The sequence below is a fragment of the Nocardioides sp. genome (assembly GCF_036374615.1).
In the GTDB taxonomy this organism is placed as follows: Bacteria; Actinomycetota; Actinomycetes; order Propionibacteriales; family Nocardioidaceae; genus Nocardioides.
In genome coordinates this window covers 35395-62289 of sequence record NZ_DASUTK010000063.1, presented here as the reverse complement: position 1 = coordinate 62289, position 26895 = coordinate 35395, and the positions used below count along the sequence as shown (strand labels likewise).

The window sequence follows — 26895 nt, the reverse complement described above, 5'->3', positions numbered from 1 at the left end:
CACGGGCGGGTGCGCGCCGTGGCGAAGGGCGTCCGCAAGACCACCTCCCGGTGGGGCTCGCGGCTCGAGCCGTTCACGCACGTCGACCTGCAGCTGGCCGAGGGCCGCAACCTCGACGTGGTGACCCAGGCCGAGACCCTGGACCCGTTCGCCGCGCAGCTCGGCCACGACTACGAGCGCTACACCGCGGGCAGCGTGATGCTGGAGACGGCCGACCGACTGGTCACCGAGGAGAAGCAGCCCTCGGTCCAGCAGTTCCTGCTGCTCGTCGGCGGCCTCCGCGCGATGACCGCGGGGGAGCACGGCCCCAGCCAGGTGCTCGACTCCTACCTGCTGCGGTCGCTGGCGGTGTCCGGGTACGCGCCGTCGTTCGAGCACTGCGCGCGTTGCGGCGACCCGGGACCCCATCGCTGGTTCAACCCGGCCGCGGGCGGCGTGCTCTGCGCGGACTGCAAGCTGCCCGGCTCGGCCGGGCCCGCGCCGGAGACCCTCGTGGTGCTCGGCGCGCTGCTCGCCGGCGAGTGGCCGGTCGTGCATGCCGCCGCCCCTCGGCACCTGCGTGAGGCCAGCGGCCTCGTGGCGGCGTTCGTCGCGTGGCACCTCGAGCGGGGGCTGCGGTCCCTTCAGTACTTGGAGCGTTGATCTGCCACGCGGCGTGCGCCTGAGCGAGCGCTATGGCGCACTCTCAGGCACACGCCGCGACACAGATCAGATCAGCGCTCGACGTACTCCAGTGAGCGCAGGCCACGCTCGAGGTGCCACGCCACGAACGCAGCGACGAGGCCGCTGGCCTCGCGCAGGTGCCGGGGCTCGGCGGCGTGCACGACCGGCCACTCGCCGGCCAGCAGCGCACCGAGCAGCACCAGGGTCTCGGGGGCCGGACCGGCAGAGCCGGGCAGCTTGCAGTCGGAGCAGAGCACGCCACCCGCGGCCGGGTTGAACCAGCGGTGAGGTCCGGGGTCGCCGCACCGGGCGCAGTGGTCGAACGACGGCGCGTACCCGGACACGGCCAGCGACCGCAGCAGGTAGGAGTCGAGCACCTGGCTCGGCCGGTGCTCCCCCGCCGTCATCGCGCGCAGCCCCCCGACGAGCAGCAGGAACTGCTGGACCGAGGGCTGCTTCTCCTCGGTGACCAGCCGGTCGGCGGTCTCGAGCATCACGCTGCCCGCGGTGTAGCGCGCGTAGTCGTGACCCAGCCCCGCTGCGAACGGGTCCAGCGTCTCGGCCTGGGTCACCACGTCGAGGTTGCGGCCCTCGGCCAGCTGCAGGTCGACGTGGGTGAACGGCTCGAGACGCGATCCCCATCGGGAGGTGGTCTTCCGGACGCCCTTCGCCACCGCCCGCACCCGCCCGTGCTGACGGGTCAGCAGGGTGATGATGCGGTCGGCCTCTCCCAGCTTGTGGGTGCGGAGCACGACGGCCTCGTCGCGGTAGAGCGGCACCGTCACATTGTGCCGCGGTCAGGCACGCCGGGAGCGTCGGCGCGTCGACTCGGCGTCGCCTTTCTCGAGCGGGAGAGTCTCCAGCGGCGGAGCCTCCCAGCAGCCGAGAGCGAACTCGGCGGCCGCACGGGTCAGCCGCTCCGGCCGTGCCCGCCACTCCAGGATGCTCGACGCCCGGAGGAACTCCGCCTGCGGCAGCTCCTCGGCGAGCAGGGCGGCGTCGGCTGCGGGGTGGATCGGATCGGCAGGATGCCCCACCACCAGGGCGGGGACGTCGATCGCCCGACGCTGGGGCGAGCTCGGCGCGACCCGGCCGAAGAAGATGCCGTGGACGACGGCGGCCACCGGCCGCGGGTGCTGGTCCAGGGTGTCCAGGCCGATCCCGACCCAAAACGGCACCAGCCCGCGCGGCACCGGTCGGGTGAGCCAGCGGGCAGCGTGCACCGTCACGGGCAGGAAGCGCGCGGCGAACATCAACGGCGCGAAGGCGATCAGTCCCGCCTCGAGGGCGTTGTGCAGCACCGGCATCTCCACCAGCAGGCCGCGCACCCGCTCGGGAGCGGAGGCAGCGACCTCCAGCGACACGTTGGCGCCCAGCGACGTACCACCGACGACCGCCTGCTCTGCGCCGAGATGGTCGAGGAGGGCGACGACCTGCTCGGCGAACGCGGACATCGAGTAGCGCAGCGGGTCGTCGGGTCGGTCGGAACGGCCGTGCCCGAGCAGGTCGAGCGTTACGACGTGCAGCCCCTCGGCCGCCAGCGACCGGGCGAGCGGCTGGTGCATACGACGCGGCATGAGCTGCCCGTGGAGCAGCACCACCCATGCGTCGCCGCCGCCGTACTCGGTGTACTCGAGCCGGTCCCCCTCATCGAGGAAGAACTGGCCGATCCGCTCGGAGACCAACATCCGAGAAAGCCTAGTGCGGCCCTCGGAACGCACACATTTCCGCCACGGTTCGACCACACTGGGGGCATGTCCGTGGGCGGTAGGCGCTGGCGGCTGCCCGTGACCGCTGGGGCAGCCCTGGTAGCGATCTACCTGCTCGGCGTCTGGGCCGTGTACTTCACACCGGAGTCGGGATCCGTCGCCTTCTGGTGGCCGGCTGCCGGGGTCTCGGTCGCCCTCCTCGCCTTCGCGCCGCGCAGCTGGTGGCCGGCGCTTGTGGGCGGGATCGTCGCCGCGTCGTTCGCCGCGAACATCACCGGCGGCCGGTCGGTCGACGTCGCCGTGGCCTTCAGCCTCGCGAACGCCACCGAGGCGGTCATCGCGGGCCACCTGCTCAAGCGACCCGACGGGCGGTTGATCGAGCTCGAGCAGCTCCGCGACTTCGTACGGTTGGTCGGCGCCTCGGTGGCCGGGGCCCTCGCGCTCGCGGTGCTGGCCGGGGCGACGGTCGCACTGAACGACATGGGGCCGTTCCTCCCCACTGCTCGGAACCTGCTCACCTCCCACGCCGCCGCGGTGCTGACGATCGTGCCGGTTGCCATGACCTGGCGGCTCCGAGCCGGCGTCGCCGAGCGTTGGGAGTACGCCGTACAGGCGACCCTCCTGCTCGCGGTCACGCTCGTCATCTTCGTGCCCGTCCACGAGCTCCCGGTCGCTGCCGTCGGGCTACCGCTCCTGGTGTGGGCCGCGCTGCGGCTCGCCCCACGCACGGTGGCGGTGGAGATCCTCGGTACCGCCGTCATCGCGGTGCTCCTGACGGCTGCCGGACGCGGCCCGTACGGCCTGCTCGGGCAGGCGGAGGCGACCGTCCAGCTGTCCGCCTCGCTCGTGCTCGGCTACATCCTCACCTCGGCGTTGATCGCCCTCCCCCTGACCCTCGCGATCACCCAGCGGGTGCGCGACCTCGACACGCTGTCGGAGAGCGAGACGCTCTTCCGCCGGAACTTCACCGAGTCGCTCACCGGGATGCTGCTGCTGTCACGGCGGGGCAACCGGCTCGAGGTGGTGGACGCGAACGAGACCGCCCATGCCCTGCTCGACGACGGCCACCGCTCGGTCGTGGGTCGCTACCTGGACCGGGTGCTGACCCAGCCCACGGCGGTTCGCGGGGTCACGCAGACGATGCTCCGGGGCAACCTCGACGGGTGGCGCGGCCAGCTCGGCATCATCCACCGGCCCGAGAGCCAGATCGAGGTCGCGATCTCGCAGCTGACGGCCGGCGACGACGAGGCGATCTTCGCCGCCCAGCTGCTCGATGTCACGCCGCTGCACCAGTCCCTGGCCCGGACCCAGGCCGCCGAGCAGCTCACCAACGCGCTGCTCGACACCGCGCGCTGCATCATGATCATGACCGACATGGCCGGCACCGTCGTACGTGTCAACCACGCCACCACGGCCCTCACCGGGTACGCCGAGGACGAGCTGCTCGGCCGGCCCCTGTGGGCGCACATCATCCCGGCGGCCCTGGTCGAGGACACCCAGGAGATGTTCGCCGGTCCGGACGGCAAGGAGCTGGCGGGCAGCCGCGAGAGCGACCTGCGGACCGCGACCGGGGATCCGTTGCGGGTGCTGTGGAACACCGACCTGGTCCGCGACGACCTGGGCGCGCCGCAGTACGCCGTGCTGACCGGGGTGGACGTCACCGCGGAGCGGGCCGGGGCGGGCCTGATGTCGAACCTGTTCCAGGCCGGCATCTCCACCGCGATCCTCGGCCTCGACGCGCAGGGCCGGATCCGGGTCCTGAACTCCGGTGCCGAGTCATTGCTCGGTTGCGCCTCCGAGGAGCTGCAGGGCCGCCAGTTCGTCGACGTGCTCGACCCCGAGGAGCTCCGTGAACGGACCGACGAGTCCGGCGGGACCGGCTGGGGCGCGCTGGCGTCGACGCTCGACGGTGGCAACGAGTCCGTCGTGCGCGACTGGACCTGGCGGACCGTCCAGGGACGCCGTCGTACGGTCGAGATGACGATCTGCGGCGGCGGAAGCCAGTTCGGGCCGCTCGCCGGCTTCCTCGTCGTGGGCCGCGACGTGACCGAGCAGCGCCAGGGGCAGCTGATGCTGATGACCGCCCTGGAGAAGGAGCGGGTGGCCGCCGACCGGTTGCGGCAGCTCGACTCCGCGAAGAACGAGTTCGTCTCGACGGTCAGCCACGAGCTGCGCACGCCGGTCACCAGCATCGTCGGCTATACCGAGATGCTCGTCGACGGAGCCCCCGTGGCGCCGGACCCGCAACAGGTGCCGCTGCTCGAGACGATCGCCCGGAACGGCGACCGGCTGATCTCCCTCTGCAACGACCTGTTGGCCCTGGCCGGGATCGACAACGGCGGGACGGTCTGGGACCGCTCCGTGGTCGACCTGCGAGAGCTCGCCGAGCAGACCGAGGAGTCGCTGCGGCCGATGGTCCGCCACCGCGACCTCAGCGTGACCTTCGACCTGCCGGACGTGCCGGTGCGGGTGCTCGGCGACGCCGTGCAGCTCGAGCGGGTGATGCTCAACCTGCTCAGCAACGCGGTGAAGTTCACTCCCGACCAGGGGAAGGTCTCGACCCGGCTCTGGCAGGACGACGGGGAGGCGTGGCTCACGGTCGCCGACAGCGGCATCGGGATCCCTCAGGAGGAGCAGGGCGGCCTGTTCCAGAAGTTCTTCCGCTCCTCGACCGCGCAGGCGATGGCGATCCAGGGGACCGGGCTCGGGCTGTCGATCGTGGCGGGGATCGTCGCCGCCCACGGCGGACGGATCGCCGTCGACTCCACGGTCGGCCAAGGATCGACGTTCTCGGTGCGGCTGCCGCTGCACGTGGCGTGAGCCGCTTGGGAAGCACGCCCTCGGGCAGGATGGCGGCATGTCGCTGCAGGTGAGGACCGGCTCCGGCACCGGCTTCGAGCTGCTGCTCGCCGCGGCCGCGGTCGCCGACACCGACTGGCGCCGGGTCTTCACCCACGGCCGTGAGGCGTACGCGGAGGTCCGTCGGGCCGACCCCGGGCTCGTGCCTGCCGTGCGGCGGTTCGGCCGGTTCGGCTGGATCAACCTGGCCGGGCCGCTCGCGGCGTCGCCGCAGCCGTGGACCCGGCTCCGGCTGCTGAGACTCGTGGCCGGCACCGCGCCGGACGACCTCGTCACTACGCTCGTCGGCGGTCGACGTCAGCAGCTCCTGTCCCGCCTCGACGGGGCGACCGTGCGCTCGGCGGTCGCCGGCGACGCCGCCGCGGTACGCCGGCTCCGCGCGACGGTCGCCGACACGCTTCTGCAGGTCAGCCCGTGGCTGCTGCGGACCGATCCGCGGGAGGTGAAGGACGTCCTCGTGCAGCTGCTCGAGTCGCTGCCGGTGCTGGACTCCCGGGCTCCGTCCACCGCCGACATCGATCGAGCCTTCGACGAGCAGGGCGGCGCCACCCTGCTGGAACGGGTCGCCCCGGGGATCCAGTACGCGCCCGGGTACCTGGAGCGCGTCACACTCGTCACCAGCGTGCGCGCCGCGCCGATCCTCGTGTCGGTGGACGAGGTCGGCCACACCGTGATCCTGCACCCGCCCCTGACCGAGGCGGGCGCGTCCGATGCCTCCGCCCAGCTGCGCGACCTGGGGCGCGCGCTCGGCGACGACACCAGGATCCGGATCCTGCAGGAGCTCCGAACCGACGACCGAACGCTGGCCGAGCTGTGCGCTGCCCTGCGCAGCCCGCGCACGACGTTGCTGCACCACCTGGCCCTGCTCCGTTCCGCCGGACTCGTCGACCTGAGCGTCAAGGCGGGCGACCCGAACGTCTACTCGTTGGACGACCGCGGGTTCGAGACCCTGGCCGCCGCGGCCAAGGGTTTCACAACTCGGTAACGGTGTGTCGAAAAATCTCGACACCTGCGCCTCGGGAGCCCCTAGTCTCCCGTCATGAGGACGTCGCCGCGCGTGCGGTCACTCGCCCTGGCCACCGCGTCCCTGCTCGCACTGTCCGCGTGCAGCGACGAACCGGCCGCGTCACCGTCGCCGGCCGCGACCAGTACGCCGAGCGAGTCCTCGGAGCCCACGGTCGAGCCGGTCGACGCCGAGTACGTCGACGTGGCAGCCGGGCCGGTCGGAGTCGCTGCCGGCGAAGGCTCGGTCTGGGTCGTCAGTACCGGGGACGAGGCCGTGTCGAGGATCCCCGTCGGCGCCCGCCGACCCGACCTCGAAGTCGCCGTGCCCGGCGTGCCCCTGCGCGTCGCGGTCGCGGATGGCGCCGTGTGGGTCACCGCCTTCGAGCAGGGGCAGCTGGTGCGGATCGACGCGACAACCGGGAAAGTCACCGACCGGATCGTCACCGGGGCCGGTCCCGAAGGCGTGACGGCGGGGTTCGGCTCGATCTGGGTGGTGGCGCAGGACGCAGGCAAGCTGCTGCGGGTCGACCCCGCCTCCCGCCGAGTCACAGAATGGATCGACATCGGGGTCGGCGCGCGGCTGGTCGCCACGGGAGCAGGCGCGGTCTGGGTGTCGCACTTCGCGGACAACGCCGTGCTCCGGATCGATCCCCGGTCGGGCGCGGTCACGAGCTCGGGAGAGATCTGCAACGGGCCCCAGGGCCTGGCGGTGGTGGGTGACCTGGTGTGGACCGCCTGCACGTTCTCGGACCAGGTCCTGGGGCTCGACCCGCAGACGCTCGAGGTCACTACCGACATCGCCGTCGAGGGCTACCCCGATCCGCTCTCGGTGACACCGGAGGGCACCCTGCTCGCCGTCGCCGAGGAGGGCCCGGCGCTGGTAGCGATCGACCCAGTGGACGGCGTCGTCCTCGAGGAGCGGGTCCTCGCCGAGCTCGCGGCCCTCGGGGACCGCGCCAACCTCGACGTGGCCGTCATCGACGGCGAGGCCTGGGTCACCTCTCACACCACCGACCGGGTCTACCACCTGCCGGCCCACTGAGGCCTCGGGCGTGCCGGTCCTACGTCGTGAGCACGTCCACCGCGAAGATCATCATCACCAGGGCCGCGCCGTAGCATGTCACCGCGACGAGCAGCCGGGCCTTGATCTGCAGCCCGTCGTACAGGGTGAACCGGAACCGGTGGGCCGCGTGCACGAGCATCGCAGCGAACAGGGCGAGCAGCGCCAGCCGCGTGAGCGGGTGCTCGAAGACGGTGAGCAGGTCGTCGTGGGACGGCGGCCCGACCCAGCCGAGCGGGAACGCGAGGGCGCACAGGAACGCCAGCATCGGCAGGAAGATCGCGGCCGCGACACCACCGCCGCTGAACCCGAGCCACATCAGGGGCTCGACCCGCCGCTTCACCGCGCCACCAGCCAGAACACGAAGCCGGACACGACCACGAGTGCGACGTACTGCGCGCCGAGGATCGCGCCCTTCGGCACCTTCTGGCCGCGGACCCGGAGGTCCATCGCCTGTGGCGTGACTCCGAACCAGGTGACGGTGTGGAGCAGCAGGAATCCGAACGCGAGCACGTTGAGCACGAGCAACGGCCCGGACGAGGCACGGTCGAGGAAGTCGCGGTACGCCTCCTCCCCCTCGAACACCGCGCGCACGAACAGCAGCAGGTACAGCACCAGCCACGCTACGAAGATGCTGCTGAGCTCACGCATCACGAAGAGGAAGTACGAGCGTTTGCGCAGCCACCACCACGTCGAGATCGGCCGCCGGTAGGTGAGGTCCTCGCTCACGGGTTCACCGACCTCCCCGCAGCCGTTTGGGCAGCGCCGGCAGCAGGAACGCCTTGACCGACTCCTGGGCGGCCTTGAGCTTGTACCGCTGGATGGCCCCGGCCGGGTCCACGTGCTTGGGGCACACCCGGGTGCACTCCCCCACGAACGTGCAGCCGTAGACCCCCTCGTGCTCGATCAGCACGTCGAGCCGCTCTCGGGCTCCCTGGTCGCGGGAGTCGAGGTCGTAGCGCTCGGCGAGGGCGATCGCAGCGGGTCCGACGAAGTCGGGGTCCAGCCCGTACACCGGGCAGGCCGCGTAGCACAGCATGCAGTTGATGCACATGCTGAACTGCTTGTAGGCGTCGAGCTCCTCCGGCGTCTGGAGATACTCGCCGTCGATCTCCCCGTCCTGATCGGGCAGGGCGTCGTCGTCGCGGATGATCCACGGCTTGACCGTCGGGAGCTTCTCCATGAAGTCGGTGAGGTCGACGACCAGGTCACGCACCACCGGGAAGTTCGCCAGTGGCTCCACCCGCACCGGGCCGGGTGCGTAGTCGGAGAGGAACGTCGCGCACGTCAGCCGCGGCTCGCCGTTGACGTTCATGCCACAGCTGCCGCAGATGCCCATCCGGCACGACCACCGGAATGCAAGGGTCGTGTCCACCTTGTCCTTGAGGTGGTTCAGGCCGTCGAGCACCGTCCACTCCTCGCGCAGCGGGACGTCGTACTCCTGCCAGCCGGGCTCTCGGTCCTTGTCGGGTCGGTAGCGGGCCACGCGCAGCTCGATCCGCGCCTCGGTCGTCTTCTGCGTCATCTCGTCGCTCACCTCCCGTAGATCCGTTCGCCCGGCGGCAGAGCGGTGATCTTCACGGGCACCTGGTCGACGGTCGGTGCGCCGTCGTCACCGCGTCGCACCAGCTGGTGCACCAGGAACCGCTCGTCGTCCCGCTGGGGGTGGTCGGTGCGCTGGTGGGCGCCGCGCGACTCCTCGCGGCGCAGCGCGGCCGCCAGGATGCACTCCGCCACGTCCATCATGTTGGCCAGCTCCAGGGTCGCCGTGAGCTCGGTGTTGAAGGCGCGTGCGGTGTCTCGGACGCCGACCGTGGCGACCTTCTCCTGCAGCGCGCGCAGCACGTCGATCCCGTCGCTCATGTCCTGCTCGTCGCGATAGATGCCGGCCGCCTCCTCCATCGTCACCTGCATCTCCGTCCGGATCGCCGACAGCTCGTCCGCTGCCCGAGTCGTGTGACCCATCACGTCCTGCTCGAGCCGTCGGACCTCGTCGGCGGCCTGGGCCGCGACGACCGGCGGTGGGTCGGTCGCGTCGGCGGCGTACTCGGCGGCGGCGCGCCCCGCCCTGGCACCGAACACCAGGCACTCCGGAAGCGAGTTCGAGCCGAGCCGGTTGGCACCGTTGATGCTGACGCAGGCCGTCTCGCCGGCGGCGTACAGCCCGGCGAGCGGGGTGGCGCCGTCGTTGTCGGTGCTGACGCCACCCATCATGTAGTGGATCACCGGCCGGACCGGGATCAGCTCGTGCACCGGGTCGATCCGTTCGTACTTCTGGCACAGCTCACGCACGAACGGGAGCTTGGTGTCGATCAGCTCCTCGCCCAGGTGCCGGAGGTCGAGGTGGACGACGTGGCCGTACGGCGTCTCGACGGCCCGGTCGCGTTCGATCTCGTGGAAGATCGCCTGTGAGATCCGGTCGCGGGGTCCCAGCTCCATGCTGCGCAGTTCCGGGGTCGGCGAGGGCGTGCCGAGGTCGTAGTCCTGCAGGAAGCGGTAGCCGTCCTTGTTGAGCAGCCAGCCGCCCTCTGCCCGGGCGGCCTCGGTGATCAGGATGCCGGTGAACGGCAGCCCGGTCGGGTGGTACTGGACGAACTCCATGTCCTTGAGGGGGGCACCCGCCCGGTAGGCGAGCGCCATGCCGTCACCGGTGTTGATGTTGGCGTTGGTCGTGAACGGGAAGACCTTGCCGCAGCCCCCGGTCGCCAGCACTACCGCCTTCGCGGTGATCGCGCGGATCCGGCCCGTGGCGAGCTCGACCGCCACCACCCCGTGCACCCGCCCGTCGTCGACCAGCAGCCGGGTCACGAACCACTCGTCGTACCGGTGCACCGCGCGGTACTTCAGGGAGGTCTGGAACAGCGCGTGCAGCATGTGGAACCCGGTCTTGTCCGCGGCGAACCAGGTGCGCATCCGCTGCATCCCGCCGAACGCGCGCACGGCGACCCGCCCGTCGGGTCGCCGGCTCCAGGGGCACCCCCAGTGCTCAAGCTGGAGCAGCTCCTGGGGCGCCTCGTCGACGAACAGCTCGACAGCGTCCTGGTCGGCGAGCCAGTCACTGCCCGAGATCGTGTCGTAGACGTGCTCGGTGGCGGTGTCGTCCTCCGCGATCACCCCCGCAGCGCCACCCTCGGCCGAGACCGTGTGGCTGCGCATCGGGTAGACCTTGGACACGATTGCCACGTCGAGGTCCGGGTTCGTCTCGGCGATGGCGATCGTGGCACGCAGGCCAGCAGCACCCCCGCCGATCAGGAGCACGTCGTGCGGTCCGAGCGCCTCCTCACTCACCCCGGAACTCCTCGTCGACCAGCACGTGGCCGCGATGATCCCTGACGAGGTGGTGCAGGCTGCCGTCGTGGAACTCCTCGCGATGCGTGTTGCAGCCGCACGTGAAGAGCACGTCCTCGGTGACGAGGCCCTGCTGGTCCTCGGTCACTGTCCGTTCGCCGCCGCGCTGACTACCGCACGGCGCCGGGCCCGCGTCGAAACCGGCTGACGGTCACGCTCACGAGGTCACCTCCTGGCAGTCGGTCCGGAGACCCACGTTCCCGCATCCGCCGCCCGATGTGAAGGGGTCGGACGTGACGGCTCAGCCGGCGCGGTTCACCGCGCTGATCACGGCCTTGAGGCTGGCGGTCACGATGTTCGCGTCGATCCCGACGCCCCAGAACACCTGGTCGCCGACCAGGCACTCGACGTACGCCGCCGCGACCGCGTCGCCACCAGCCGACAGCGCGTGCTCGGCGTAGTCGAGCACTCGCACGTCCCAGCTGTCGCCGGAGTCGGTCCGAGGCAGCCGGTTGAGGGCGTCGACGAACGCGGCGATCGGTCCGTTGCCGGTCCCCTCCAGCGTCTGCAGCTCGCCGTCGACGTACACGTTGACGCTGAGGGCGTCCCGTTCGCCAGCCGCGCTCGAGGTGTGCACGGAGTCGAGCCGCAGCGGCGTCTCCCGATCGAGGTACTCGCGCGAGAAGGCCTCCCAGATCTGCTCGGCCGTCATCTCGCCGCCGTCGGTGTCGGTGCGCTCCTGCACCACCCTGCTGAACTCGATCTGCGCGCGTCGGGGCAGGTCGAGCTTGTGCTCGGCCTTGAGGATGTAGGCGATGCCGCCCTTCCCGGACTGGCTGTTGACGCGGATGACGGCCTCGTAGGTCCGGCCCACGTCCTTCGGGTCGATCGGCAGGTACGGCGCCTCCCAGGCGACCTCCTCGACGGGCACGCCCCGGTCGGCCGCCTGCCGCTCGAGGTCCTCCAGTCCCTTCTTGATCGCGTCCTGGTGTGACCCGGAGAAGGCTGTGTAGACCAGGTCGCCCGCGTACGGATGGCGCGGATGGACCGGCAGCTGGGTGCAGTACTCCACGGTGCGCCGGATCTCGTCGATGTCGGAGAAGTCGATCTGCGGGTCGATGCCCTGGCTGAACAGGTTCATGCCGAGCGTGACCAGGCAGACGTTCCCGGTCCGCTCGCCGTGCCCGAACAGGCAACCCTCGACCCGGTCGGCGCCGGCCATCATCGCCAGCTCCGTCGCGGCCACAGCGGTCCCCCGGTCGTTGTGCGGGTGCAGGCTGATGGTCGTGAACTCACGACGGGTCAGCTGTCGCGAGAACCACTCGATCTGGTCGGCGTACACGTTGGGCGTGGACATCTCGACCGTCGCCGGCAGGTTGAGGATGATCTCGCGCCCGTCGTCGGGCTGCCACACCTCGGAGACCGCCTCGCAGACCTCCACGCTGAACGGCAGCTCGGTGCCGGTGAAGATCTCCGGGCTGTACTCGTAGCCGATCACGGTCTTGTCGAGGATGTTCTCGCTGTGCTTCATGACCAGCTCGGTGCCGCGGACGGCGATGTCCTTGATCTCGTCGTTGCTGGCCCGGAACACCACGCGCCGGAACAGCGGAGCCAGTGCGTTGTAGAGGTGGATGTTGGCGTGGTGCACTCCCACGAGGCTCTGGACCGACCGCTCGATCAGGTCCTCGCGAGCCTGGGTGAGGACCGAGATCGTCACGTCCTCGGGGACCCGGTCCTGCTCGATCAGCTGGCGCACGAAGTCGAAGTCGGTCTGGCTCGCCGCCGGGAACCCGACCTCGATCTCCTTGTAGCCCATCCGGACGAGCAGCTCGAACATCTTCATCTTGCGAGCCGGCGTCATGGGGTCGATGAGCGCCTGGTTGCCGTCCCGGAGATCGGTGGAGAGCCAGCGGGGTGCCCGGGTCACCTGGGCGTCCGGCCAGGTGCGGTCGGGCAGGTCGACCGGTTCGAACGCGCGGTAGCGGTGGATCGGCATGCCCGAGGCACGCTGGGTGTGGGTGAAACCTTCGAACTGGAGAGTCATGGATCAGCCTTCGCTGCGGTGCGGGAGCCGGGCAGCACAAGCACTCCGCGGCGAGGGATCCGGCGGACTCAGCCCTCGCGGCGGCAGCAAAGAAGGAGGCTGCGGCTCGTCATGACGGACTCAGCATAGCCATCCGGGACGGTGACCGGGACCAGCACGCTCACATGCCGGATCGGGAGCGTGCCGCGTACGACCCGGGCGACTGGCCGACCAGCCGCCGGAAGTCCCGGGTGAAGTGGGCCTGGTCGTACCAGCCGTGCTCTGCGGCGAGGTCGGCCAACGACCCGTCGTACCCCTCGTCGAGCCGGGAGACCGCGTCGTGCATCCGGTACCGCGCGAGGACCCACTTCGGGGTGGCGCCGACGTACCGCGCGAACAGCCGCTGGAGACGGCGAGCCGTGATGCCGTGGCGCTCCTCGACCTGGGCCACTGCGAGCAGGGTGCGGTCGGCGAGCATGTCGGCGACCACGTCGAGGAGCTGTTGGTACGCCGGGTCCGGCGCGTCGGGCACCAGCGGCTCGAGGGCCGCGTCGAGCACGGCGCGGCACCGGTCGACAGGCACGGCCGGCCCCAGCGCCCGCAGCGGCTCGACGACGGCAGCGGGCAGCAGGTCGGCGGCGGGGAGCGTCCGGTCGCGCCACTCCCGCGCCGTACCGCCGGTGAGTGCGGCGAGCCCGCCTGGTCGGAACTTGGCCGCGAACACCCATCCGGAGTCGCGGACGTCGACGTCGAACCGCTTCGTGACGACCCCGGTGACGACGACCGGGTCGTCACCGACGTCGGGCCGAAGGGCGCCCCGCTCGACGCTCAGCGTGCACGCCGGGTGGGGCAACGTGGAGCTCCGGTGTGCGACCCCGTCCGGCAGCTGCCAGCGCAGCGACCAGAAGTTCTCCACGTAGTCGTTCAGCTCCGGCGCGCAGGGGATGCGCTCGAGCCGGATCAGCCGGGCGAAGTCCTCGGGCCGCAGCACTCCGGCGGAGGTACTGGTTCGCCGGCGGGTCGCGTTTGTCCTAGCCGCCACCGTCGCCTCCGAGCGAACGTGGCGTGGTCAGCACCCGAGACCCTTCGAGAGAGGACGCTTGATGACGGAGACCGCAGTCGCGCACCTGGCCATGATCACCCTCGACTGTCGAGACGCTGAGGCGTCGAGCCGGTTCTGGTCCGCCGTGCTCGGCTGGGAGGTCACCGCCTCGGGCGACGGCTACGCGATGCTGAAGGGCCCCTCGCACGCGCTCGGGTTCGGCTCCGTGCCCGACCACGAGCCACCGGAGTGGCCCAACGAGCACGGCACGAAGCAGTTCCACTTCGACCTCGCCGTCGACGACCTGGCGGAAGCCGAGCGCCGGTGCGTCGAGCTGGGTGCGAGCATCCCCGAGGAGCAGCCCGGCGAGACGTGGCGGGTGCTGGTCGACCCGGGCGGCCACCCGTTCTGCCTCACGAAGGCGGAGAACTGGGGCTGACCGCTCGAGCCGATCGCGCAAAGAAGCTGGCGTCAGCCGCCCATGCCGGCTGTCACACACTCCTGCACCGCCGTGCTGAGCTCCTCCGCCTCAGGTGAGTTCTCGTCGCCACTGAACGTGGCTGTGAGGAAGGCCTTGAGACGCTCGTCGGTGAGCTCGTCCTCGAGGCAGGTCCGCGCCTCCTCGGGCATCCCCTCCATCATGCCGGTGAAGGCCTCCCGGAAGTCGGCGCACTCGAGCACCACGTCGGCAGCCGACCCGGCGTCGCCCTCCGACATCTTGACGTTGTCGACACCCTCGTTGACCGTGAGGTCCTCGTTGAGGACCTTGTACTCGACCAGCTGGTCGGCGCCGATCTCCGCCACGAAGCCGTCGCCGATGCAGTCGGCCTGCTTCTGGGTGAGCGCCATGTCCTGCGTGCCGCTGTCGCGGATCGCCTTCGAGATGGACTCCGATGCCTTCGCGTCGTCTCCCCCGCCGCACGCGGTGAGCGCCAGGGCGAGGACGCCGATGGCGCCGATGGTGCGGAACTTCATGGGTGGACCTCCGTTGCTGGGGCGAGTCCTCTGACCCTAGCCCCGGCACCGGAGTTCGCGGTGATCGAGCCCTACGCCGCTCTCGGACCTGAGATGCCGATCGCCGGGTGGGCGGGAGGGCCGGACTAGCCTGACCCAGTGGCCCGGCTGCTGATCGTCCACCACTCCCCTACGCGAACCCTGCAGCGGATCACCGACCAGGTGGTGGCCGGTGCCCGCGACGACGCGATCTCGGGCGTCGAGGTGGAGGTCGCCGAGGCCCTGACGGTCGAGCTTGCAAGCATCGAGACCGCGGACGGGTTCCTGCTCGGGACGAGCGCCAACTTCGGGTACATGTCGGGAGCACTGAAGCACTGCTTCGACCGGCACTTCCTCGCCATGGGAGGCGAGCTCTCCGCCGACGGTTCCGGAGCGCCGGTGACCGGCGGGAAGCGGCCGTTCGGACTGTGGGTCCACGGCCGGTACGACACCACGGGCGCGGTCCGCTCGGTGCTCTCGATCACCGGCGCCCTGCCGTGGCGGCAGGCAGCGGAGGTGCTGACCGTGCTCGGCGACCCGACCGAGGAGCAGCTCGCGGCGGCGTACGACCTGGGCGGTACCATCGCGGCACTGTTGGGCGACTGACCCGACGATCGACCCGTGAGGAGGATGGACGTGCGCACGCTGGCCGTCCTCCTGACCACGCTCCTGCTGCTCACCGGGTGCACCGAGAAGCAGGGCACGAACGTCGATCCCGACCAGGTCGACGCCGTGGCCGCCCCCGGCAACGGGGTCTGCCGGGTTCTGACGCCGGCCGACCTGGAGATGCCGAGCAACGCCACGCGCACGGTGGCGTGCTCCGAGCCGCACACCGCGCAGACCTTCGCGGTCGGCGAGCTGCCCGAGGACTTCACCGACACGTCGTACGACGACCCGGAGCTGGGTGCCTTCGCCTACCGGACCTGTGGGACGCGGTTCCAGGAGTACCTCGGCGGTGACGAGAGCCTGGTGATGCGCAGCATCGCGAGCTGGGCCTGGTTCCGGCCCTCGGAGAAGGCCTGGGACGACGGTGCCCGCTGGTACAGGTGCGATGTCGTCGGGGGCGGTGCGGACAGCGAGGAGCTCCGCGATCTCCCGACCGACGCGGAGGGCCTGCTCACCGGCCGGCTCGACGACGACTGGATGGTGTGCGCTGACGGCCCGACGGTGGCCGGGGCACAGCGAGTGGCCTGTTCGGAGCCGCACACGTGGCGCGCGGTGACGACCATCAAGCTGGGCGAGCCGGAGGATCCCTATCCCGGCGACCGGCAGGTCGAGGTCCGCAGCCGTGACTTCTGCGACAAGTCCGTCGCAGCGGTGCTGGACTACCCCGTGACCTATGACTTCGCCTACACCTGGTTCCACGAGGCAGAGTGGGAGGTCGGGAACCGGCGGTCGATCTGCTGGGCGAAGACCCGACGGTGAGGATCGAGCGATGACCGGGCTCCTGACGACGGCGACCCGCAACCCGCTCGCGTGCCTCGTGACGGCGCTGCTGGTGACGACCACCGTCCTGGCTGCGTGCACGGCGGAGGGCGGCGGCCCCGATCCGGCACCCTCCCCGAGCCCGCCGGAGACCAGCAGCGCGGGGCCCAGCGAGGGCGGCCTACCCGCGCCCGCTCCGGAGGTCGGCGACTGCCACCAGCTGTCCTATGACGCGGCCGTGGCGCCGACCGCGCGCAACCGGTCCGTCGCCTGCGACCGGACCCACACCGCCGAGACGTTCCACGTCGGTCGGTTCGACAACGTGGTCGACGGCCGCCTGCTCGCCGTGGACTCCGACCGGGTGCAGCGGCAGATCGCCACCGCCTGCCCGCCGCGGCTCGCAGCCTTCGTCGGCGGGACCGAGGAGCAGCGCCGGCTGAGCATGCTGCGCGCGGTGTGGTTCACGCCGACCGTCGCCCAGTCGGACGCGGGTGCGCTGTGGTTCCGCTGCGACGCGGTCGCGCTCGCGGAGGATTCCCGGCTGCTCGCGTTCGAGGGCTCGTTGGCGGGTGTCCTGGAGACCGCGCCGGGTCGGCAGCGGTTCGGCCTCTGCGCGACCGCGGAGCCGGGCACCTCGGGTTTCCGCCGAGTCGCCTGCGGGGAGCCGCACCGGTGGCGGGCGCTGCGGACGGTCGCCCTCGAGGGGCGCGACTACCCCGGGGAGCAGGCGGTCGCACGGACCGGCGAGACACCGTGCCGGGACGCCGCGCTGGCTCAGGCGGCCGACCCGCTCGACTTCCAGTGGGGTTACGAGTGGCCGACGGCGGAGCAGTGGGAGGCCGGTCAGACCTGGGGCGTCTGCTGGGTCCCGGCCCCGGCCACCTGACCGGGCACGTCCGGTCAGAAGCCGAGCTTGCGCAGCTGCCGCGGATCGCGCTGCCAGTCCTTGGCGATCTTGACGTGCAGGTCGAGGTAGACCGGGGTCCCGAGGAACGCCTCGATCTGCTGGCGCGCGCGCTGGCCCACGTCACGCAGCCGCTGCCCCCGGTGTCCGATCACGATCCCCTTCTGGGAGGAGCGCTCGACGTACAGGTTGGCGTGGACGTCGAGCAGCGGCTTGTCGTCCGGCCGACCCTCGCGCAGGCCCATCTCCTCGACCACCACGGCGATCGAGTGGGGCAGCTCGTCGCGGACGCCGTCGAGGGCGGCCTCGCGGATCAGCTCCGCGACGATCTGTTCCTCCGGCGCGTCGGTGAGGTCGCCGTCCGGGTAGAGAGGTGGACCCTCGGGCAGCAGCCCGACGAGCAGGTCGGCGAGCAGTGACATCTGGTCGCCCGACTGCGCCGACACCGGCACGACCTCCGCCCACTCGGTGCCGGTCTCCCGCCCGAGCTCGGCGATGTCGACCAGGTGCTCGGCGATCCGGTCGGGAGAGGCCACATCGGTCTTGGTGGCGATCGCGACCTTCGTCGTACGGCGCGCCTTGGCCAGCTCGCCGACGAGGAACCGGTCGCCGGGACCGATCTTCTCGTTGCTCGGGAAGCAGACGCCCACGACGTCCACCTCGGCCCAGGTCGTCTTCACCAGGTCGTTGAGCCGCTCGCCGAGCAGCGTCCGCGGCCGGTGCAGGCCGGGGGTGTCGACCAGGATCAGTTGGGCGTCGGGGCGGTGCACGATGCCGCGGACCACGGTGCGCGTGGTCTGCGGCTTGTCAGAGGTGATCACGACCTTGTGACCGACCAGCGCGTTGGTCAGCGTGGACTTGCCGACGTTCGGGCGCCCGACGAAGCAGGCGAACCCGCTGCGGTAGTCGCTGGGATAGCTCGGGAACCCGCTCCCCGGGTCACTGTGCATCGTGCGCCCTGTCGTAGTCGGCCCAGATCTCCTCGTCGGACTTGCCCGCCGCCTTGCCCGCGCGCCAGATCGGGCCGGGTTCGACCGCCCTCGGCTGCCGCTCCCGGACACCGCGCCAGTAGCCCATGACGTCGTACGCGCGGCTCGGCAGCCGGATCTCACGCATCAGGTGCTTGCGGATCGCCCGCATCTGCGCCGACTCGCCTGCCATCCAGAAGTACCCCTCTCCCGCCGGCCACTCCAGACCCTCGACCACGTCGGCGAGCCGGCTGCGACCCTCGGCCGGCGGCTCCAGCCACGTCACGTCGGCCCGGGCCGGGAGGTAGCCGGTGAGATCGTCGGGCACCTCCGCCCAGATCCGGGTCGGCAGCCCGGTCTCCTCGGCGATCCGGGCCATGGCGGGCATGGCGGTGAGGTCGCCGACGAGCATCAACCAGCCGGCGTCCACCGGCGGCGACCAGGAGCCCTTCGGCTCGGTGATCGTGACCCGGTCGCCGACGCAACCGCCGACCACCCACTCCGTGACCAGCCCGACCTCGTGCACGACGACGTCCAGCACCAGCCCGCCCGGCGGGCAGGCGCGCACCGTGTAGTAGCGCGACTGGTACTGACCCGGGACGACCAAGCCCACCCACTCGTCCGGTATCCCGGTCGACGTGAACCCCTCGAGCCCGGACAGCGTGAGCCGGACCAGGTGCGGCGAGATCTGCTCGCGCGCGGCGACGACGGCGTCGTACGTCTGCGCGCGGGAGGTCACGAGCCGAGCGTAGTCACCAGCTCGGGCGCAACGGGAATCCGTCCTCGCCGTCGACGGTCCTGGCCGCGAGCACGTGGTGGAGCTGGATCTCGTTGCGCTCGAAGGCCAGCCGGGACCCGGCCATGTAGAGCCCCCACACCCGGGCAGTGCCCTCGCCGACCTCCTCGACGCACTCGTCCCAGTGCGCGCGCAGGTTGCGACACCAGCCCGCCAGGGTCAGGGCGTAGTGACGGCGGAAGTTCTCCTCGTGCATGACCTCGAGCCCGACGTCCTGCGCCTCGCTGATGATCCGACCGGAGCCGGTGAGCTCCCCGTCGGGGAACACGTACCGGTCGAGGAACGCGCCGATCTGCTGCCGCCGGTTGTGCTGCCGGGTGATGCAGTGGTTGAGCAACCGGCCCTCGGGGCGCAGCCGGTCGCGCAGGTGTGAGAAGTACGCCGGGTAGTTGCGGATCCCGACGTGCTCGGTGAGCCCGATCGAGCTCACGGCGTCGAACCCGGACTCCATGACGTCGCGGTAGTCGAGGTGCCGGACCTCGGCCAGGTCCCCCAGACCGTCGCGGTCGATCGCCTCCTTCGCCCACGAGGCCTGCTGCATGGACAGGGTGACCCCGAGCGCGCGCACGCCGTACTCGCGGGCGGCGTGGCGGACCATCCCACCCCAGCCGCACCCGACGTCCAGAAGCCGCTGACCCGGCTTGAGGTCGAGCTTGCGGCACACCAGGTCGTACTTCTCCGCCTGCGCCTCCTCGAGCGTCGCGTCCGCAGTCGGGAAGACGGCGCAGGTGTAGGTCATCGACGGCCCGAGCACGAGCTCGTAGAACCGGTTGGACACGTCGTAGTGGTGCGAGATCGCCTCGGCGTCCCGGCTCTTGCTGTGCCGCAGCCCCTCCACGGTTCGGCGCCACCTCGGGAGGGTCTCCTGCGGCGGCGGCTCGGGCATCCGGAGCGACGCCAGGCCCAGGGACCGGAGGATCGTCACCGCCTCCGACGGCGACGGCGCCCGGAACCGCAGATGGTTCTGGAGGTAGACCAGAGCGTCGTACGGGTCACCGGGGTGGACGCCGTGCAGGACCAGGTCACCGGCGATGTAGGCCCGGGCCATGCCGAGGTCGCCGGGGGCGGTGACCAGGTAGGAGAGGCCGCGCGGACTGGTCAGCTCCAGACCGAGGTCGGCGTCGGCAGGACCGCTCGCGCTGCCGTCGTACGCCGTGAATCGAACCGGCATCCCGTCCTGGAGAAGCGAGTCGACCGCCTCCGCGATCGACATCCGGCCCTTCGTCGTGCCAGTCGTCATCGTCGTCCCACCGCCTTGTCGTAGAGGCCCGTCAGCCGGTCGTCAGGGTCGTACTGCTTCTTCACGCGCGCAAGCCCCGGACCGTCGTACAGGGCGTCGAAGGTGGCGCGGTCGTAGAACGCCTCCGAGTAGAGGCTCTTGTGGCCGCCGAGGCCGTGCACGATGTCCTCGATCGCCCGATTCCGCGGCGCGTCGGCCGCCTCCGGGCCGACGTGGACGGTGCCCCAGAAGCCGACGTTGACGTAGACGCGCCCGGGGTCGAGGGGGTAGGTCGGCCAGGCCCGGGTCGCGACCAGCGGGCACAGCCACACCGGCCGCATGCCGACCTCGGCATCGAACCAGGCCAGGAACTCCGCGAGCCGCTCGACCGGGATCTCGACGTCCTGGATGACCCGCTCGCGCTCCGGCCGCCCGGCGCGGCGGTCGAGCCGGTCGGCGATGTCGAACCGGCGGTCGAGGCCGAGCAGCCGCATGTACACGTCGGACCGACGCCACCGGCGAGGCCACAGCCGGCGGAGGACCGGGTGCTGGGCGCCGAAGGCGCGCGAGCACCAGAACCAGTCGGTGTCCCACCGCCAGAGGTAGTCATGGATCGTCAGCCGGTCGGTGCTGCGCTGCTGGAGCGAGCGGTAGTAGATCTGGGCGCCCGTGTAGTCCGAGGTGGGTCCGGGCTCGTCGGTCCAGGTCGCGAGCGTGAGGTAGGACTCGCCCGGCTCGAAGGCGACCCCGTCGAGGCCGTCGACGAGGCTGCCGTCATGGCTGCGCGTCGCGACGATGTCGGCGATGGCGGCCGCGAGCTGCTCCTGGTCCTCGAACCGAAGGTGCCGCACCGCGACGTAGGCCGGCACCTTCTCGAGCCGGATCCTGAGCCGGGTGGCGTAGCCGAGCGACCCGTAGGAGTTCGGGAAGGTGTCGAACAGGTCGTCGCCCGGCCGCGTGGTCACGACCTCCCCACCACCGGTGAAGATGTCCGTCTCCACGACCGACTCGTGCGGTAGCCCGCTGCGGAAGCTGGTCGACTCGATCCCTAGGCCGCTGACTGCCCCGCCCAACGTGATCGTGCGCAGCTGCGGGACGACGTAGGGCATCAGGCCGTGGGGCAGCGTCGCTGCCACCAGGTCCTCATAGGTGCACATGCCCTGCACGTCCGCGGTCGAGGCGTCAGGGTCGACCGAGATGACACCCGTCAGGCCCGAGACGTCGAGACCGGGCACCGAGACGTGCTGGCGTGGGCGGAAGAGGTTGGTGGTCGGCTTGGCGAGGCGCACCGGCTGGTCGGGACCCAGGGCCGCGTACGACGCGCGCAACCGATCCACCGCGGCCTCGTGCTGAAACGTGCTCACCACGGCCTTAACGTACTGCGACCGACACCGCCGGGTCATTCCGGATATCGCACTGAGGACACCCGATCCACGCGCGGCCGCCGTACCGACCTGTGACCTCGGTAACAAGCCGCATTTGCCAGGGCCTCTGCCACTGCCGGCACCCGGACGCACCGTCAGCGGGAGAGCCCCCAGAACGTGACAGGCCCCCCGCACCCGATGCGGGGGGCCCACGGTGTCCGGGGACTGGACACGGAACTCGCTCTGTCCGGGGGGCGGACGTCACGCGAGCTTATGGCTGGCGGCTCAGAGGGGGGACTTTGCCACCGTGTTGTGACTGTAGTTTACACACTCTCCGCACTGGGGGAACCTTTTCGAGAAAGAGGACTTTGTAGGGGGATCGTTCCAGATTCGAGACTTCTTCCTCTTCCGAATTTGCCCACTTATCCCCCATGCTTGGGCCGTTCGGCCCAACCACATTCTCACCCCTGGAGAAGAAGACCCAATGAACCGTTCCGTCAAGGTCACCCTCGCCACCATCGCTACCGCCCTCGTCGCCAGCCTCGGCATCGCCGGCATGGCACCGTCGGTCGACGCGGCCCCCCAGTTCAAGGACCGCAGCTGGTGCTGCTGACCCCTCCGGGGTCTGCGGTGGCCCCTGAGCCGTCTCGTCCTCCGAGACGTAGCCCGACGGCTCCGGGGCACCCACACATCTGAAGTCAGTCTGGTCAGGCGGCCACGACGCAGTCGCGTCGTGTGTCGCCTCTTGGTCGTGGTCGCGGGTGGGTAGGCGCCCGACGGAGCGCACGACGTCCTCGGCCGGCTCAGGAGAGCCGGCCGCCCCGGGGCGGGGAGTCCCGGCGGGTCAGACGCGGGCGGTGCGGACGACCAGGGAACGGTCCCGCAGGCCGGTCGAGGCCGCGGCGCTGCGGTAGGCATCACGCGCCGCGTCGAGCTCGTCGACGGACTCGAGCAGCCCGGCCAGCTCGAACCACAGCTGTGCAGCGTTGCGGTCGGAGCCGACGCCGGTGAGGACCAGGACGGCCTCCCGGTAGCACTGGGCGGCCTTGTCGATCGCCCCGGCCGCCGCCCACGCCTGGCCCTCCACGGACTTGGCGTCGGCCGCCATGATCGGGGCACGTTCACTGGCGGCGGCGTACACGGTGGCGGCGAGCGCGCCGGCTCCCCCGACGTCGCCGTTGAGCAGCTGCGCCCGGGCACGGGTGAGGTCGACACGGGCCAGGTCGATGGCACCGGCGCTGGACTGGCGCAGCTCCTGGTCGGCCTGGTCGAGGTGGTCGGTGGCGGCCATGACCTCAGGCGGGTCGAGCCGCAGCTGCATGCTGGCGAGCTCCATCCGCAGCCGGGCAAGGTTGCGGCCGTCCTGTCCATCGCTCAGCAGCGCGAGAGCACGCTCGGCGAGCGCGATCGCATCGCGGACGGCCCCCCGCTCGGCCTCGAGCATGCTGGCGTTCCAGTACGCCGCGGCGCGGGCTTGGGGAGACGCGATCCGCTCGGCCTTGTCGATCGCCTTGCGGCAGGTGCGCACGGCCTGCCCCGTGTCGCCGCGCTCGTAGTAGGCCGCCGCGAGCGTGACGGCGAGCTGGACGGCCTCGTCGGCACCGTCGAGCGGGGTGTCGGCGACCTCCCGGAGCACCACCTCGGCGATGTCGATCGCCTTGGTCAGGTCGCCGGACTCACGCAGGCAGCGGCTCAGCGCGATCGCAGCCTTGACCCGGAGGATCCCGCCCTCGCGGTCGTCGACGAGCGGCTCGAGCTCCAGGATCGCGTCGTCGATGCTCCCCTGGACCTCCAGGGCGCGCGCCACCAGGAAGGAAGCGCGGGGCACGAGGTCGTGGAACGCACGGTCGACGGCCTGGTCACGGGCGGCGCGCGACCGGGCCTCCGCCTCCAGGAAGTCACCGCTCTCGAGTGCGAGCTCGGCGAAGTCGATCGCCAGCTTCGTCTCGTCGTGCTCGCGGGCGGACTCGCCGCGCAGCAGCTGGTCGACCGGGATGTCGAGGCGCGCGGCGAGCCCGGCCAGAACCGTGCTGTTGGGTCGGCGCTGCCCGGACTCCAGCCTCGAGATGTAGCCGACGGAGACCAGGTCACCGGCCAGGTCGGTCTGGGTCCACCCCTTCGCCAGTCGGGCGGCGCGCAGCCTCCGCCCCAGCTCGGTGGGGTGGATCTCGTACAGCAGCCCTGCGTCTCCCGCGTCCATGATGCAGATTGTGACTGACGAACGAGCAATTTCGTCAAGGTATTCGACAAGTCGTCTCAACGATGGCGCTCATATTCCCCGGCTCCTAGAATCGTGCGTGTCCGGGGGACGGTCGTCACGCGCAGCGTCCGGAGATGCGCGCGTGACGCTCCCCGGTCCACAATCTCCTGCAGCCAGCGCCGTCGGCGGGCTGGCGTAGCCCGCTCGCGGCGCAGCAAACTTGGCCTCTGACCTGGGCTTTCGTCCTCAGGTAGTGGTGGTGTCGACGACCGTGCCGCGGTGGTCACCCACGTGAACGGGAACACCGTTCCCGGCGAAGTCGCGCACCGCCGCGAGGCCGGCGGCCCCGCCGAGGGCCTGCGTCAGGACCACCGCAGCCTCCAGTCCACGCGAACCAGAAGAAATTGCCATCGCCACGCACACCTCGAGCGCCGTGAGCCGCAGCGAGGGCAGCTCCACGGTCGCGGCGGCGTACGTACGACCGTTCTCGTCACGGACGGCCGCGCCCTCGGGGGCACCGACCCGGGCCCGCGTGGCGCGGGCGAGCGTCACGAGCTTGGCGTCCTCGGCGGACAGCTCAGTCATCGGGGTCCTCCTCCGAGGTGTCGGTCAGCTTCCGGATCAGCACCGTACCGATCTTGTTGCGTCGACCGGCGGTCTCCTCCGCCTCGAACCGCAGTCCGTGCGCCTCCACCCAGGACCCGGGGATGGGGACCCGTCCGAGGTGCTTGGCCATCAGCCCTCCCACGCTGTCGACGTCCTCCTCCTCCACGTCGAAGCCGACGAGCTCGTCGAGATCGTCGATCGGGTAGCGGGAAGAGACGCGGGTGGCGCCGTCGTCGAGCCGCTCGATCTCGATCTCCTCCTCGTCGTACTCGTCGGTGATCTCCCCGACGATCTCCTCGAGCAGGTCCTCGATCGTGATCAGGCCTGCGGTGCCGCCGTACTCGTCCACGACCACGGCGATGTGCTGGCGCATCGTCTGCATCTCCGACAGCAGGGCGTCGACCGGCTTCGACTCCGGCACGAAGGTCGCCGGCCGCATCACCTCCTCGACGCGCTGGGTGAACTCGACGTCCGGGGCCTCGAAGTCGCGGCGCACCAGGTCCTTGAGGTAGGCGAACCCGAGCACCTCGTCGAGGTTCTCGCCGATCACCGGGACCCGGGAGAAGCCGCTGCGGAGGAAGAGCGACATCGTCTGCCTGAGGTTCTTGTGGCGTTCGATGTAGACGACGTCGTTGCGCGGGACCATGACCTCGCGCACGGTGGTGTCGCCGAGCTCGAAGACGGAGTGGATCATCTTCCGCTCCCCCGACTCGATCACCGCCGACGCCTCGGCGAGGTCCACCAGCTCGCGCAGCTCGGTCTCGGTGGAGAACGGGCCCTCGCGGAAGCCGCGGCCGGGTGTGATCGCGTTGCCGACCAGGATCAGCAGTCTGGGGATGGGGCCCAGGATCGAGGTGATCGCGGCGAGTGGAGCAGCGGACAGCAGTGCGACCCGCTCGTTGTGCTGCCGGCCCAGGGTGCGCGGCGCGACGCCGATCACGACGAACGAGACGACCAGCATCACGCCGATCGAGGTGGCGGCGGCCTGCCAGAACTTCCCGTCCCACGCCTCACGCACCAGCTGCGTGACGAGCACGATCGCGGCGATCTCGCACAGCAGGCGCAGCAGGAGCGCCGTGTTGAGGTAGCGGGGGGCGTCATCGAGCAGCGCCACCAACTGCTTCGCCCCCGCCCGGCCCTCGCCCGCGAGCTCCTCGGCGCGCGCCCGCGAGTACGACGAGAGGGCGGCATCGGCCGCGGAGAAGAGTCCCGCGAGGATGACCAGGGCGGCGGCTGCGGTGAGCAGCCACACGTCGGTGGAGGTCACGGGGTGCGCCAGGCGGCGAGCAGCTCGTCCTGGAGGCCGAACATCACCCGGTGCTCCTCCGGCTCCGCGTGGTCGTAGCCGAGCAGGTGCAAGATCCCGTGCACCGTCAGCAGCTCGAGCTCGGCCACCGTGCCGTGGCCGGCCGCCGCTCCCTGCCGCTCGGCCACCGCGGGGCACAGCACCAGGTCACCCAGCACCCCCTCGGTGGGCTCCTCGCCGAGCGTGCCCGGCCGCAGCTCGTCCATCGGGAAGGCGAGCACGTCGGTCGGACCGTCCTTCTCCATCCACTGCTCGTTCAGCTGTGCCATCGTCGGCTCGTCGACCGCCTTGATGCACAGCTCGGCCAGCGGGTGGACCCGCATCCGGTCCATCACGAACCTGGAGAGGGCGGCGAGCTGCTTGACGTCGAGGTCCTGCTCGGACTCGTTGAGGATCTCGATGCTCATGCCCGCGGGCGCCCTTGGCCCGGCAGCTCCCCCCGCGCGTCGTACTCGTCGTACGCCGCCACGATCCGGCCCACCAGCTGGTGGCGGACCACGTCGTGGCTGGTGAGGCGGTTGAAGGCGACGTCCTCGACGCCGGTGAGGATGTCCTCGACCACCTTGAGACCGGACCTGCTGCCGGAGGGGAGGTCGATCTGCGTGACGTCACCGGTGACGACGATCTTGGACCCGAAGCCGAGCCGCGTCAGGAACATCTTCATCTGCTCCGGGGTCGTGTTCTGCGCCTCGTCGAGGATGATGAACGAGTCGTTGAGCGACCGACCGCGGAGGAACGCCAGGGGGGCCACCTCGATGGTGCCGGCCGCCAACAGCTTCGGGATCGACTCGGGGTCGACCATGTCGTGCAGGGCGTCGTACAGCGGCCGCAGGTAGGGGTCGATCTTCTCGGTGAGCGTCCCGGGCAGGAACCCGAGCTTCTCCCCGGCCTCCACCGCGGGCCGGCTCAGGATGATCCGGTTCACGTTCTTCGACTGCAGCGACTGCACGGCCTTGGCCATCGCGAGGTAGGTCTTGCCCGTGCCGGCAGGACCGATGCTGAACGTGATCGTGTGCTTGTCGATGGAGTCGACGTAGCGCTTCTGGTTGAGGGTCTTCGGACGGATGGAGCGGCCGCGGCTGCTCAGGATGTTGAGCGAGAGCACGTCGGCGGGCCGCTCGGTGGTCTCCGCACGCAGCATCGAGAGGACCCGCTCGACCGTCTCGGAGCTGAGCCCCTGGCCGGTGCGGAGCAGCGTCACCAGCTCCTCGAGGAGCCGCTCGGCGAGCGCGATCTCGGCGGGGTCGCCCTGGAGGGTGATCCGGTTGCCGCGGACGTGCAGCTCTGCGTCGAAGGCGCGCTCGAGGACCGCGAGGTGCTCGTCGCCCGGTCCGAGCAGGCTGACCATGTCGATGCTGGCGGGGACGACGACGGTGTGCCGGGTGCTGGGGGTGCCGCGTGAGGCGCGGGAGTCCGTGTCAGTCATGGAGGTCCCATGCTACGCAGACGAGCGCGGCGGGACCCA

The 26895-nt window shown here is 70.9% G+C and carries 28 protein-coding genes; 9 read left to right on the top strand and 19 right to left on the bottom strand.

The genetic code is table 11. From position 1 onward, the window contains the following. The coding region (gene recO / locus VFZ39_RS05175) for a DNA repair protein RecO (RefSeq protein WP_330864659.1) at positions 1 to 642 on the top strand (642 nt) is incomplete at its 5' end. Positions 643 to 713: 71 nt separating this feature from the next. Here the strand turns inward: recO (VFZ39_RS05175) and recO (VFZ39_RS05170) are convergent. Beyond that, positions 714 to 1442 (bottom strand): DNA repair protein RecO, encoded by a 729-nt coding sequence (gene recO, locus VFZ39_RS05170; RefSeq protein WP_330864658.1) that lies wholly within the window; start codon positions 1440 to 1442, stop codon positions 714 to 716. 18 nt (positions 1443 to 1460) lie between these two features. Continuing rightward, positions 1461 to 2351 (bottom strand): alpha/beta fold hydrolase, encoded by an 891-nt coding sequence (locus tag VFZ39_RS05165; protein ID WP_330864657.1) that lies wholly within the window; start codon positions 2349 to 2351, stop codon positions 1461 to 1463. 66 nt (positions 2352 to 2417) lie between these two features. Here VFZ39_RS05165 and VFZ39_RS05160 point away from each other — a divergent pair, with 66 nt between their 5' ends. From VFZ39_RS05160 to VFZ39_RS05150, 3 genes are read left to right on the top strand one after another with little or no spacing between them, the layout of a single operon-like run. Next, positions 2418 to 5192, top strand: coding sequence for an ATP-binding protein (locus tag VFZ39_RS05160; RefSeq protein WP_330864656.1), 2775 nt, complete (start codon positions 2418 to 2420; stop codon positions 5190 to 5192). A 37-nt stretch (positions 5193 to 5229) separates the two neighbouring features. Further along, a complete protein-coding gene (locus tag VFZ39_RS05155) occupies positions 5230 to 6216 on the top strand; it encodes a winged helix-turn-helix domain-containing protein (protein ID WP_330864655.1) in 987 nt (328 codons plus the stop codon). 54 nt (positions 6217 to 6270) lie between these two features. Further along, on the top strand, positions 6271 to 7278 hold the full coding sequence (locus tag VFZ39_RS05150; RefSeq protein WP_330864654.1) for a hypothetical protein: 1008 nt from the start codon (positions 6271 to 6273) through the stop codon (positions 7276 to 7278). Between the two features lie 19 nt (positions 7279 to 7297). Here VFZ39_RS05150 and VFZ39_RS05145 read toward each other — a convergent pair whose 3' ends face one another. The 7 genes from VFZ39_RS05145 to VFZ39_RS05115 form a co-directional block, all read right to left on the bottom strand. Then, entirely contained in the window at positions 7298 to 7639 is a 342-nt protein-coding gene (locus VFZ39_RS05145; RefSeq protein ID WP_330864653.1) for a fumarate reductase subunit D, read from the bottom strand. Beyond that, complete coding sequence (locus VFZ39_RS05140) at positions 7636 to 8025, bottom strand: fumarate reductase subunit C (RefSeq protein WP_330864652.1); 390 nt, start codon at positions 8023 to 8025, stop codon at positions 7636 to 7638. The genes VFZ39_RS05145 and VFZ39_RS05140 overlap by 4 nt, the downstream gene beginning before the upstream one ends. A 4-nt stretch (positions 8026 to 8029) precedes the next feature. After that, a complete protein-coding gene (locus VFZ39_RS05135; RefSeq protein WP_330864651.1) occupies positions 8030 to 8821 on the bottom strand; it encodes a succinate dehydrogenase/fumarate reductase iron-sulfur subunit in 792 nt (263 codons plus the stop codon). Between the two features lie 8 nt (positions 8822 to 8829). Continuing rightward, complete coding sequence (gene frdA / locus VFZ39_RS05130; RefSeq protein ID WP_330864650.1) at positions 8830 to 10584, bottom strand: fumarate reductase (quinol) flavoprotein subunit; 1755 nt, start codon at positions 10582 to 10584, stop codon at positions 8830 to 8832. After that, positions 10577 to 10732: a hypothetical protein gene (locus VFZ39_RS05125; RefSeq protein WP_330864649.1), complete on the bottom strand. Its 156-nt coding sequence runs from the start codon at positions 10730 to 10732 to the stop codon at positions 10577 to 10579. The genes frdA and VFZ39_RS05125 overlap by 8 nt, the downstream gene beginning before the upstream one ends. Before the next feature lie 153 nt (positions 10733 to 10885). Next, positions 10886 to 12628 (bottom strand): 2-isopropylmalate synthase, encoded by a 1743-nt coding sequence (gene leuA / locus VFZ39_RS05120; RefSeq protein ID WP_330864648.1) that lies wholly within the window; start codon positions 12626 to 12628, stop codon positions 10886 to 10888. 160 nt (positions 12629 to 12788) lie between these two features. Beyond that, positions 12789 to 13598 carry a helix-turn-helix domain-containing protein gene (locus VFZ39_RS05115; protein WP_330864647.1) on the bottom strand — a complete coding sequence of 270 codons (810 nt, stop codon included), beginning with the start codon at positions 13596 to 13598 and terminating at the stop codon, positions 12789 to 12791. A 112-nt stretch (positions 13599 to 13710) separates the two neighbouring features. Between VFZ39_RS05115 and VFZ39_RS05110 the strand changes: the two genes are divergently transcribed. Next, positions 13711 to 14088, top strand: a complete 378-nt coding sequence (locus VFZ39_RS05110; protein ID WP_330864646.1) for a VOC family protein — start codon at positions 13711 to 13713, stop codon at positions 14086 to 14088. Positions 14089 to 14120: 32 nt separating this feature from the next. Here the strand turns inward: VFZ39_RS05110 and VFZ39_RS05105 are convergent, their stop codons facing one another. Continuing rightward, positions 14121 to 14624 carry a hypothetical protein gene (locus VFZ39_RS05105; protein WP_330864645.1) on the bottom strand — a complete coding sequence of 168 codons (504 nt, stop codon included), beginning with the start codon at positions 14622 to 14624 and terminating at the stop codon, positions 14121 to 14123. Positions 14625 to 14762: 138 nt separating this feature from the next. Here VFZ39_RS05105 and VFZ39_RS05100 point away from each other — a divergent pair, with 138 nt between their 5' ends. Genes VFZ39_RS05100 through VFZ39_RS05090 form a run of 3 tightly spaced genes read left to right on the top strand, consistent with a single transcriptional unit; the run spans position 14763 to position 16953 of the window. Continuing rightward, positions 14763 to 15248 (top strand): flavodoxin family protein, encoded by a 486-nt coding sequence (locus VFZ39_RS05100; protein WP_330864644.1) that lies wholly within the window; start codon positions 14763 to 14765, stop codon positions 15246 to 15248. A 24-nt stretch (positions 15249 to 15272) separates the two neighbouring features. After that, a complete protein-coding gene (locus VFZ39_RS05095) occupies positions 15273 to 16067 on the top strand; it encodes a septum formation family protein (protein ID WP_330864661.1) in 795 nt (264 codons plus the stop codon). Positions 16068 to 16077: 10 nt separating this feature from the next. Then, complete coding sequence (locus VFZ39_RS05090; RefSeq protein ID WP_330864643.1) at positions 16078 to 16953, top strand: septum formation family protein; 876 nt, start codon at positions 16078 to 16080, stop codon at positions 16951 to 16953. Between the two features lie 14 nt (positions 16954 to 16967). Here VFZ39_RS05090 and era read toward each other — a convergent pair whose 3' ends face one another. From era to VFZ39_RS05070, 4 genes are read right to left on the bottom strand one after another with little or no spacing between them, the layout of a single operon-like run. After that, positions 16968 to 17921, bottom strand: coding sequence for a GTPase Era (era, locus tag VFZ39_RS05085; protein WP_330864642.1), 954 nt, complete (start codon positions 17919 to 17921; stop codon positions 16968 to 16970). Beyond that, on the bottom strand, positions 17911 to 18678 hold the full coding sequence (locus VFZ39_RS05080) for a siderophore-interacting protein (protein ID WP_330864641.1): 768 nt from the start codon (positions 18676 to 18678) through the stop codon (positions 17911 to 17913). The genes era and VFZ39_RS05080 overlap by 11 nt, the downstream gene beginning before the upstream one ends. A gap of 13 nt (positions 18679 to 18691) precedes the next feature. Then, complete coding sequence (locus VFZ39_RS05075; RefSeq protein ID WP_330864640.1) at positions 18692 to 19975, bottom strand: class I SAM-dependent methyltransferase; 1284 nt, start codon at positions 19973 to 19975, stop codon at positions 18692 to 18694. Continuing rightward, the gene (locus VFZ39_RS05070; RefSeq protein ID WP_330864639.1) at positions 19972 to 21321 is read right to left on the bottom strand and encodes an FAD-binding oxidoreductase; all 1350 of its coding nucleotides are present in this window, start codon (positions 21319 to 21321) and stop codon (positions 19972 to 19974) included. Before VFZ39_RS05070 ends, VFZ39_RS05075 begins: the two co-directional genes overlap by 4 nt. 481 nt (positions 21322 to 21802) lie before the next feature. Between VFZ39_RS05070 and VFZ39_RS05065 the strand changes: the two genes are divergently transcribed. Further along, positions 21803 to 21931: a hypothetical protein gene (locus tag VFZ39_RS05065; RefSeq protein ID WP_330864638.1), complete on the top strand. Its 129-nt coding sequence runs from the start codon at positions 21803 to 21805 to the stop codon at positions 21929 to 21931. Between the two features lie 231 nt (positions 21932 to 22162). Here the strand turns inward: VFZ39_RS05065 and VFZ39_RS05060 are convergent, their stop codons facing one another. From VFZ39_RS05060 to VFZ39_RS05040, 5 genes are all read right to left on the bottom strand, one after another. Next, positions 22163 to 23518 carry a helix-turn-helix domain-containing protein gene (locus VFZ39_RS05060; protein ID WP_330864637.1) on the bottom strand — a complete coding sequence of 452 codons (1356 nt, stop codon included), beginning with the start codon at positions 23516 to 23518 and terminating at the stop codon, positions 22163 to 22165. A 246-nt stretch (positions 23519 to 23764) separates the two neighbouring features. After that, on the bottom strand, positions 23765 to 24103 hold the full coding sequence (locus tag VFZ39_RS05055; RefSeq protein ID WP_330864636.1) for a cytidine deaminase: 339 nt from the start codon (positions 24101 to 24103) through the stop codon (positions 23765 to 23767). After that, positions 24096 to 25391, bottom strand: coding sequence for a hemolysin family protein (locus tag VFZ39_RS05050; protein WP_330864635.1), 1296 nt, complete (start codon positions 25389 to 25391; stop codon positions 24096 to 24098). Before VFZ39_RS05050 ends, VFZ39_RS05055 begins: the two co-directional genes overlap by 8 nt. Then, complete coding sequence (gene ybeY, locus VFZ39_RS05045; RefSeq protein WP_330864634.1) at positions 25388 to 25837, bottom strand: rRNA maturation RNase YbeY; 450 nt, start codon at positions 25835 to 25837, stop codon at positions 25388 to 25390. The genes VFZ39_RS05050 and ybeY overlap by 4 nt, the downstream gene beginning before the upstream one ends. Then, positions 25834 to 26856: a PhoH family protein gene (locus tag VFZ39_RS05040; protein WP_330864633.1), complete on the bottom strand. Its 1023-nt coding sequence runs from the start codon at positions 26854 to 26856 to the stop codon at positions 25834 to 25836. The genes ybeY and VFZ39_RS05040 overlap by 4 nt, the downstream gene beginning before the upstream one ends. Positions 26857 to 26895 lie beyond the last annotated feature (39 nt).

What these genes read in the sequence shown, in the direction of transcription:
- VFZ39_RS05060 (WP_330864637.1), bottom strand. Translation starts at nt 23,518, where the DNA reads ATGGACGCGGGAGACGCAGGGCTGCTGTACGAGATCCACCCCACCGAG.
- VFZ39_RS05105 (WP_330864645.1), bottom strand. Translation starts at nt 14,624, where the DNA reads ATGAAGTTCCGCACCATCGGCGCCATCGGCGTCCTCGCCCTGGCGCTC.
- ybeY (WP_330864634.1), bottom strand. Translation starts at nt 25,837, where the DNA reads ATGAGCATCGAGATCCTCAACGAGTCCGAGCAGGACCTCGACGTCAAG.
- VFZ39_RS05065 (WP_330864638.1), top strand. Translation starts at nt 21,803, where the DNA reads ATGAACCGTTCCGTCAAGGTCACCCTCGCCACCATCGCTACCGCCCTC.
- VFZ39_RS05110 (WP_330864646.1), top strand. Translation starts at nt 13,711, where the DNA reads ATGACGGAGACCGCAGTCGCGCACCTGGCCATGATCACCCTCGACTGT.
- VFZ39_RS05040 (WP_330864633.1), bottom strand. Translation starts at nt 26,856, where the DNA reads ATGACTGACACGGACTCCCGCGCCTCACGCGGCACCCCCAGCACCCGG.
- era (WP_330864642.1), bottom strand. Translation starts at nt 17,921, where the DNA reads ATGCACAGTGACCCGGGGAGCGGGTTCCCGAGCTATCCCAGCGACTAC.
- VFZ39_RS05075 (WP_330864640.1), bottom strand. Translation starts at nt 19,975, where the DNA reads ATGACGACTGGCACGACGAAGGGCCGGATGTCGATCGCGGAGGCGGTC.
- leuA (WP_330864648.1), bottom strand. Translation starts at nt 12,628, where the DNA reads ATGACTCTCCAGTTCGAAGGTTTCACCCACACCCAGCGTGCCTCGGGC.
- VFZ39_RS05150 (WP_330864654.1), top strand. Translation starts at nt 6,271, where the DNA reads ATGAGGACGTCGCCGCGCGTGCGGTCACTCGCCCTGGCCACCGCGTCC.
- VFZ39_RS05165 (WP_330864657.1), bottom strand. Translation starts at nt 2,351, where the DNA reads ATGTTGGTCTCCGAGCGGATCGGCCAGTTCTTCCTCGATGAGGGGGAC.
- VFZ39_RS05160 (WP_330864656.1), top strand. Translation starts at nt 2,418, where the DNA reads ATGTCCGTGGGCGGTAGGCGCTGGCGGCTGCCCGTGACCGCTGGGGCA.
- VFZ39_RS05095 (WP_330864661.1), top strand. Translation starts at nt 15,273, where the DNA reads ATGGACGTGCGCACGCTGGCCGTCCTCCTGACCACGCTCCTGCTGCTC.
- VFZ39_RS05090 (WP_330864643.1), top strand. Translation starts at nt 16,078, where the DNA reads ATGACCGGGCTCCTGACGACGGCGACCCGCAACCCGCTCGCGTGCCTC.
- VFZ39_RS05155 (WP_330864655.1), top strand. Translation starts at nt 5,230, where the DNA reads ATGTCGCTGCAGGTGAGGACCGGCTCCGGCACCGGCTTCGAGCTGCTG.
- VFZ39_RS05135 (WP_330864651.1), bottom strand. Translation starts at nt 8,821, where the DNA reads ATGACGCAGAAGACGACCGAGGCGCGGATCGAGCTGCGCGTGGCCCGC.
- VFZ39_RS05055 (WP_330864636.1), bottom strand. Translation starts at nt 24,103, where the DNA reads ATGACTGAGCTGTCCGCCGAGGACGCCAAGCTCGTGACGCTCGCCCGC.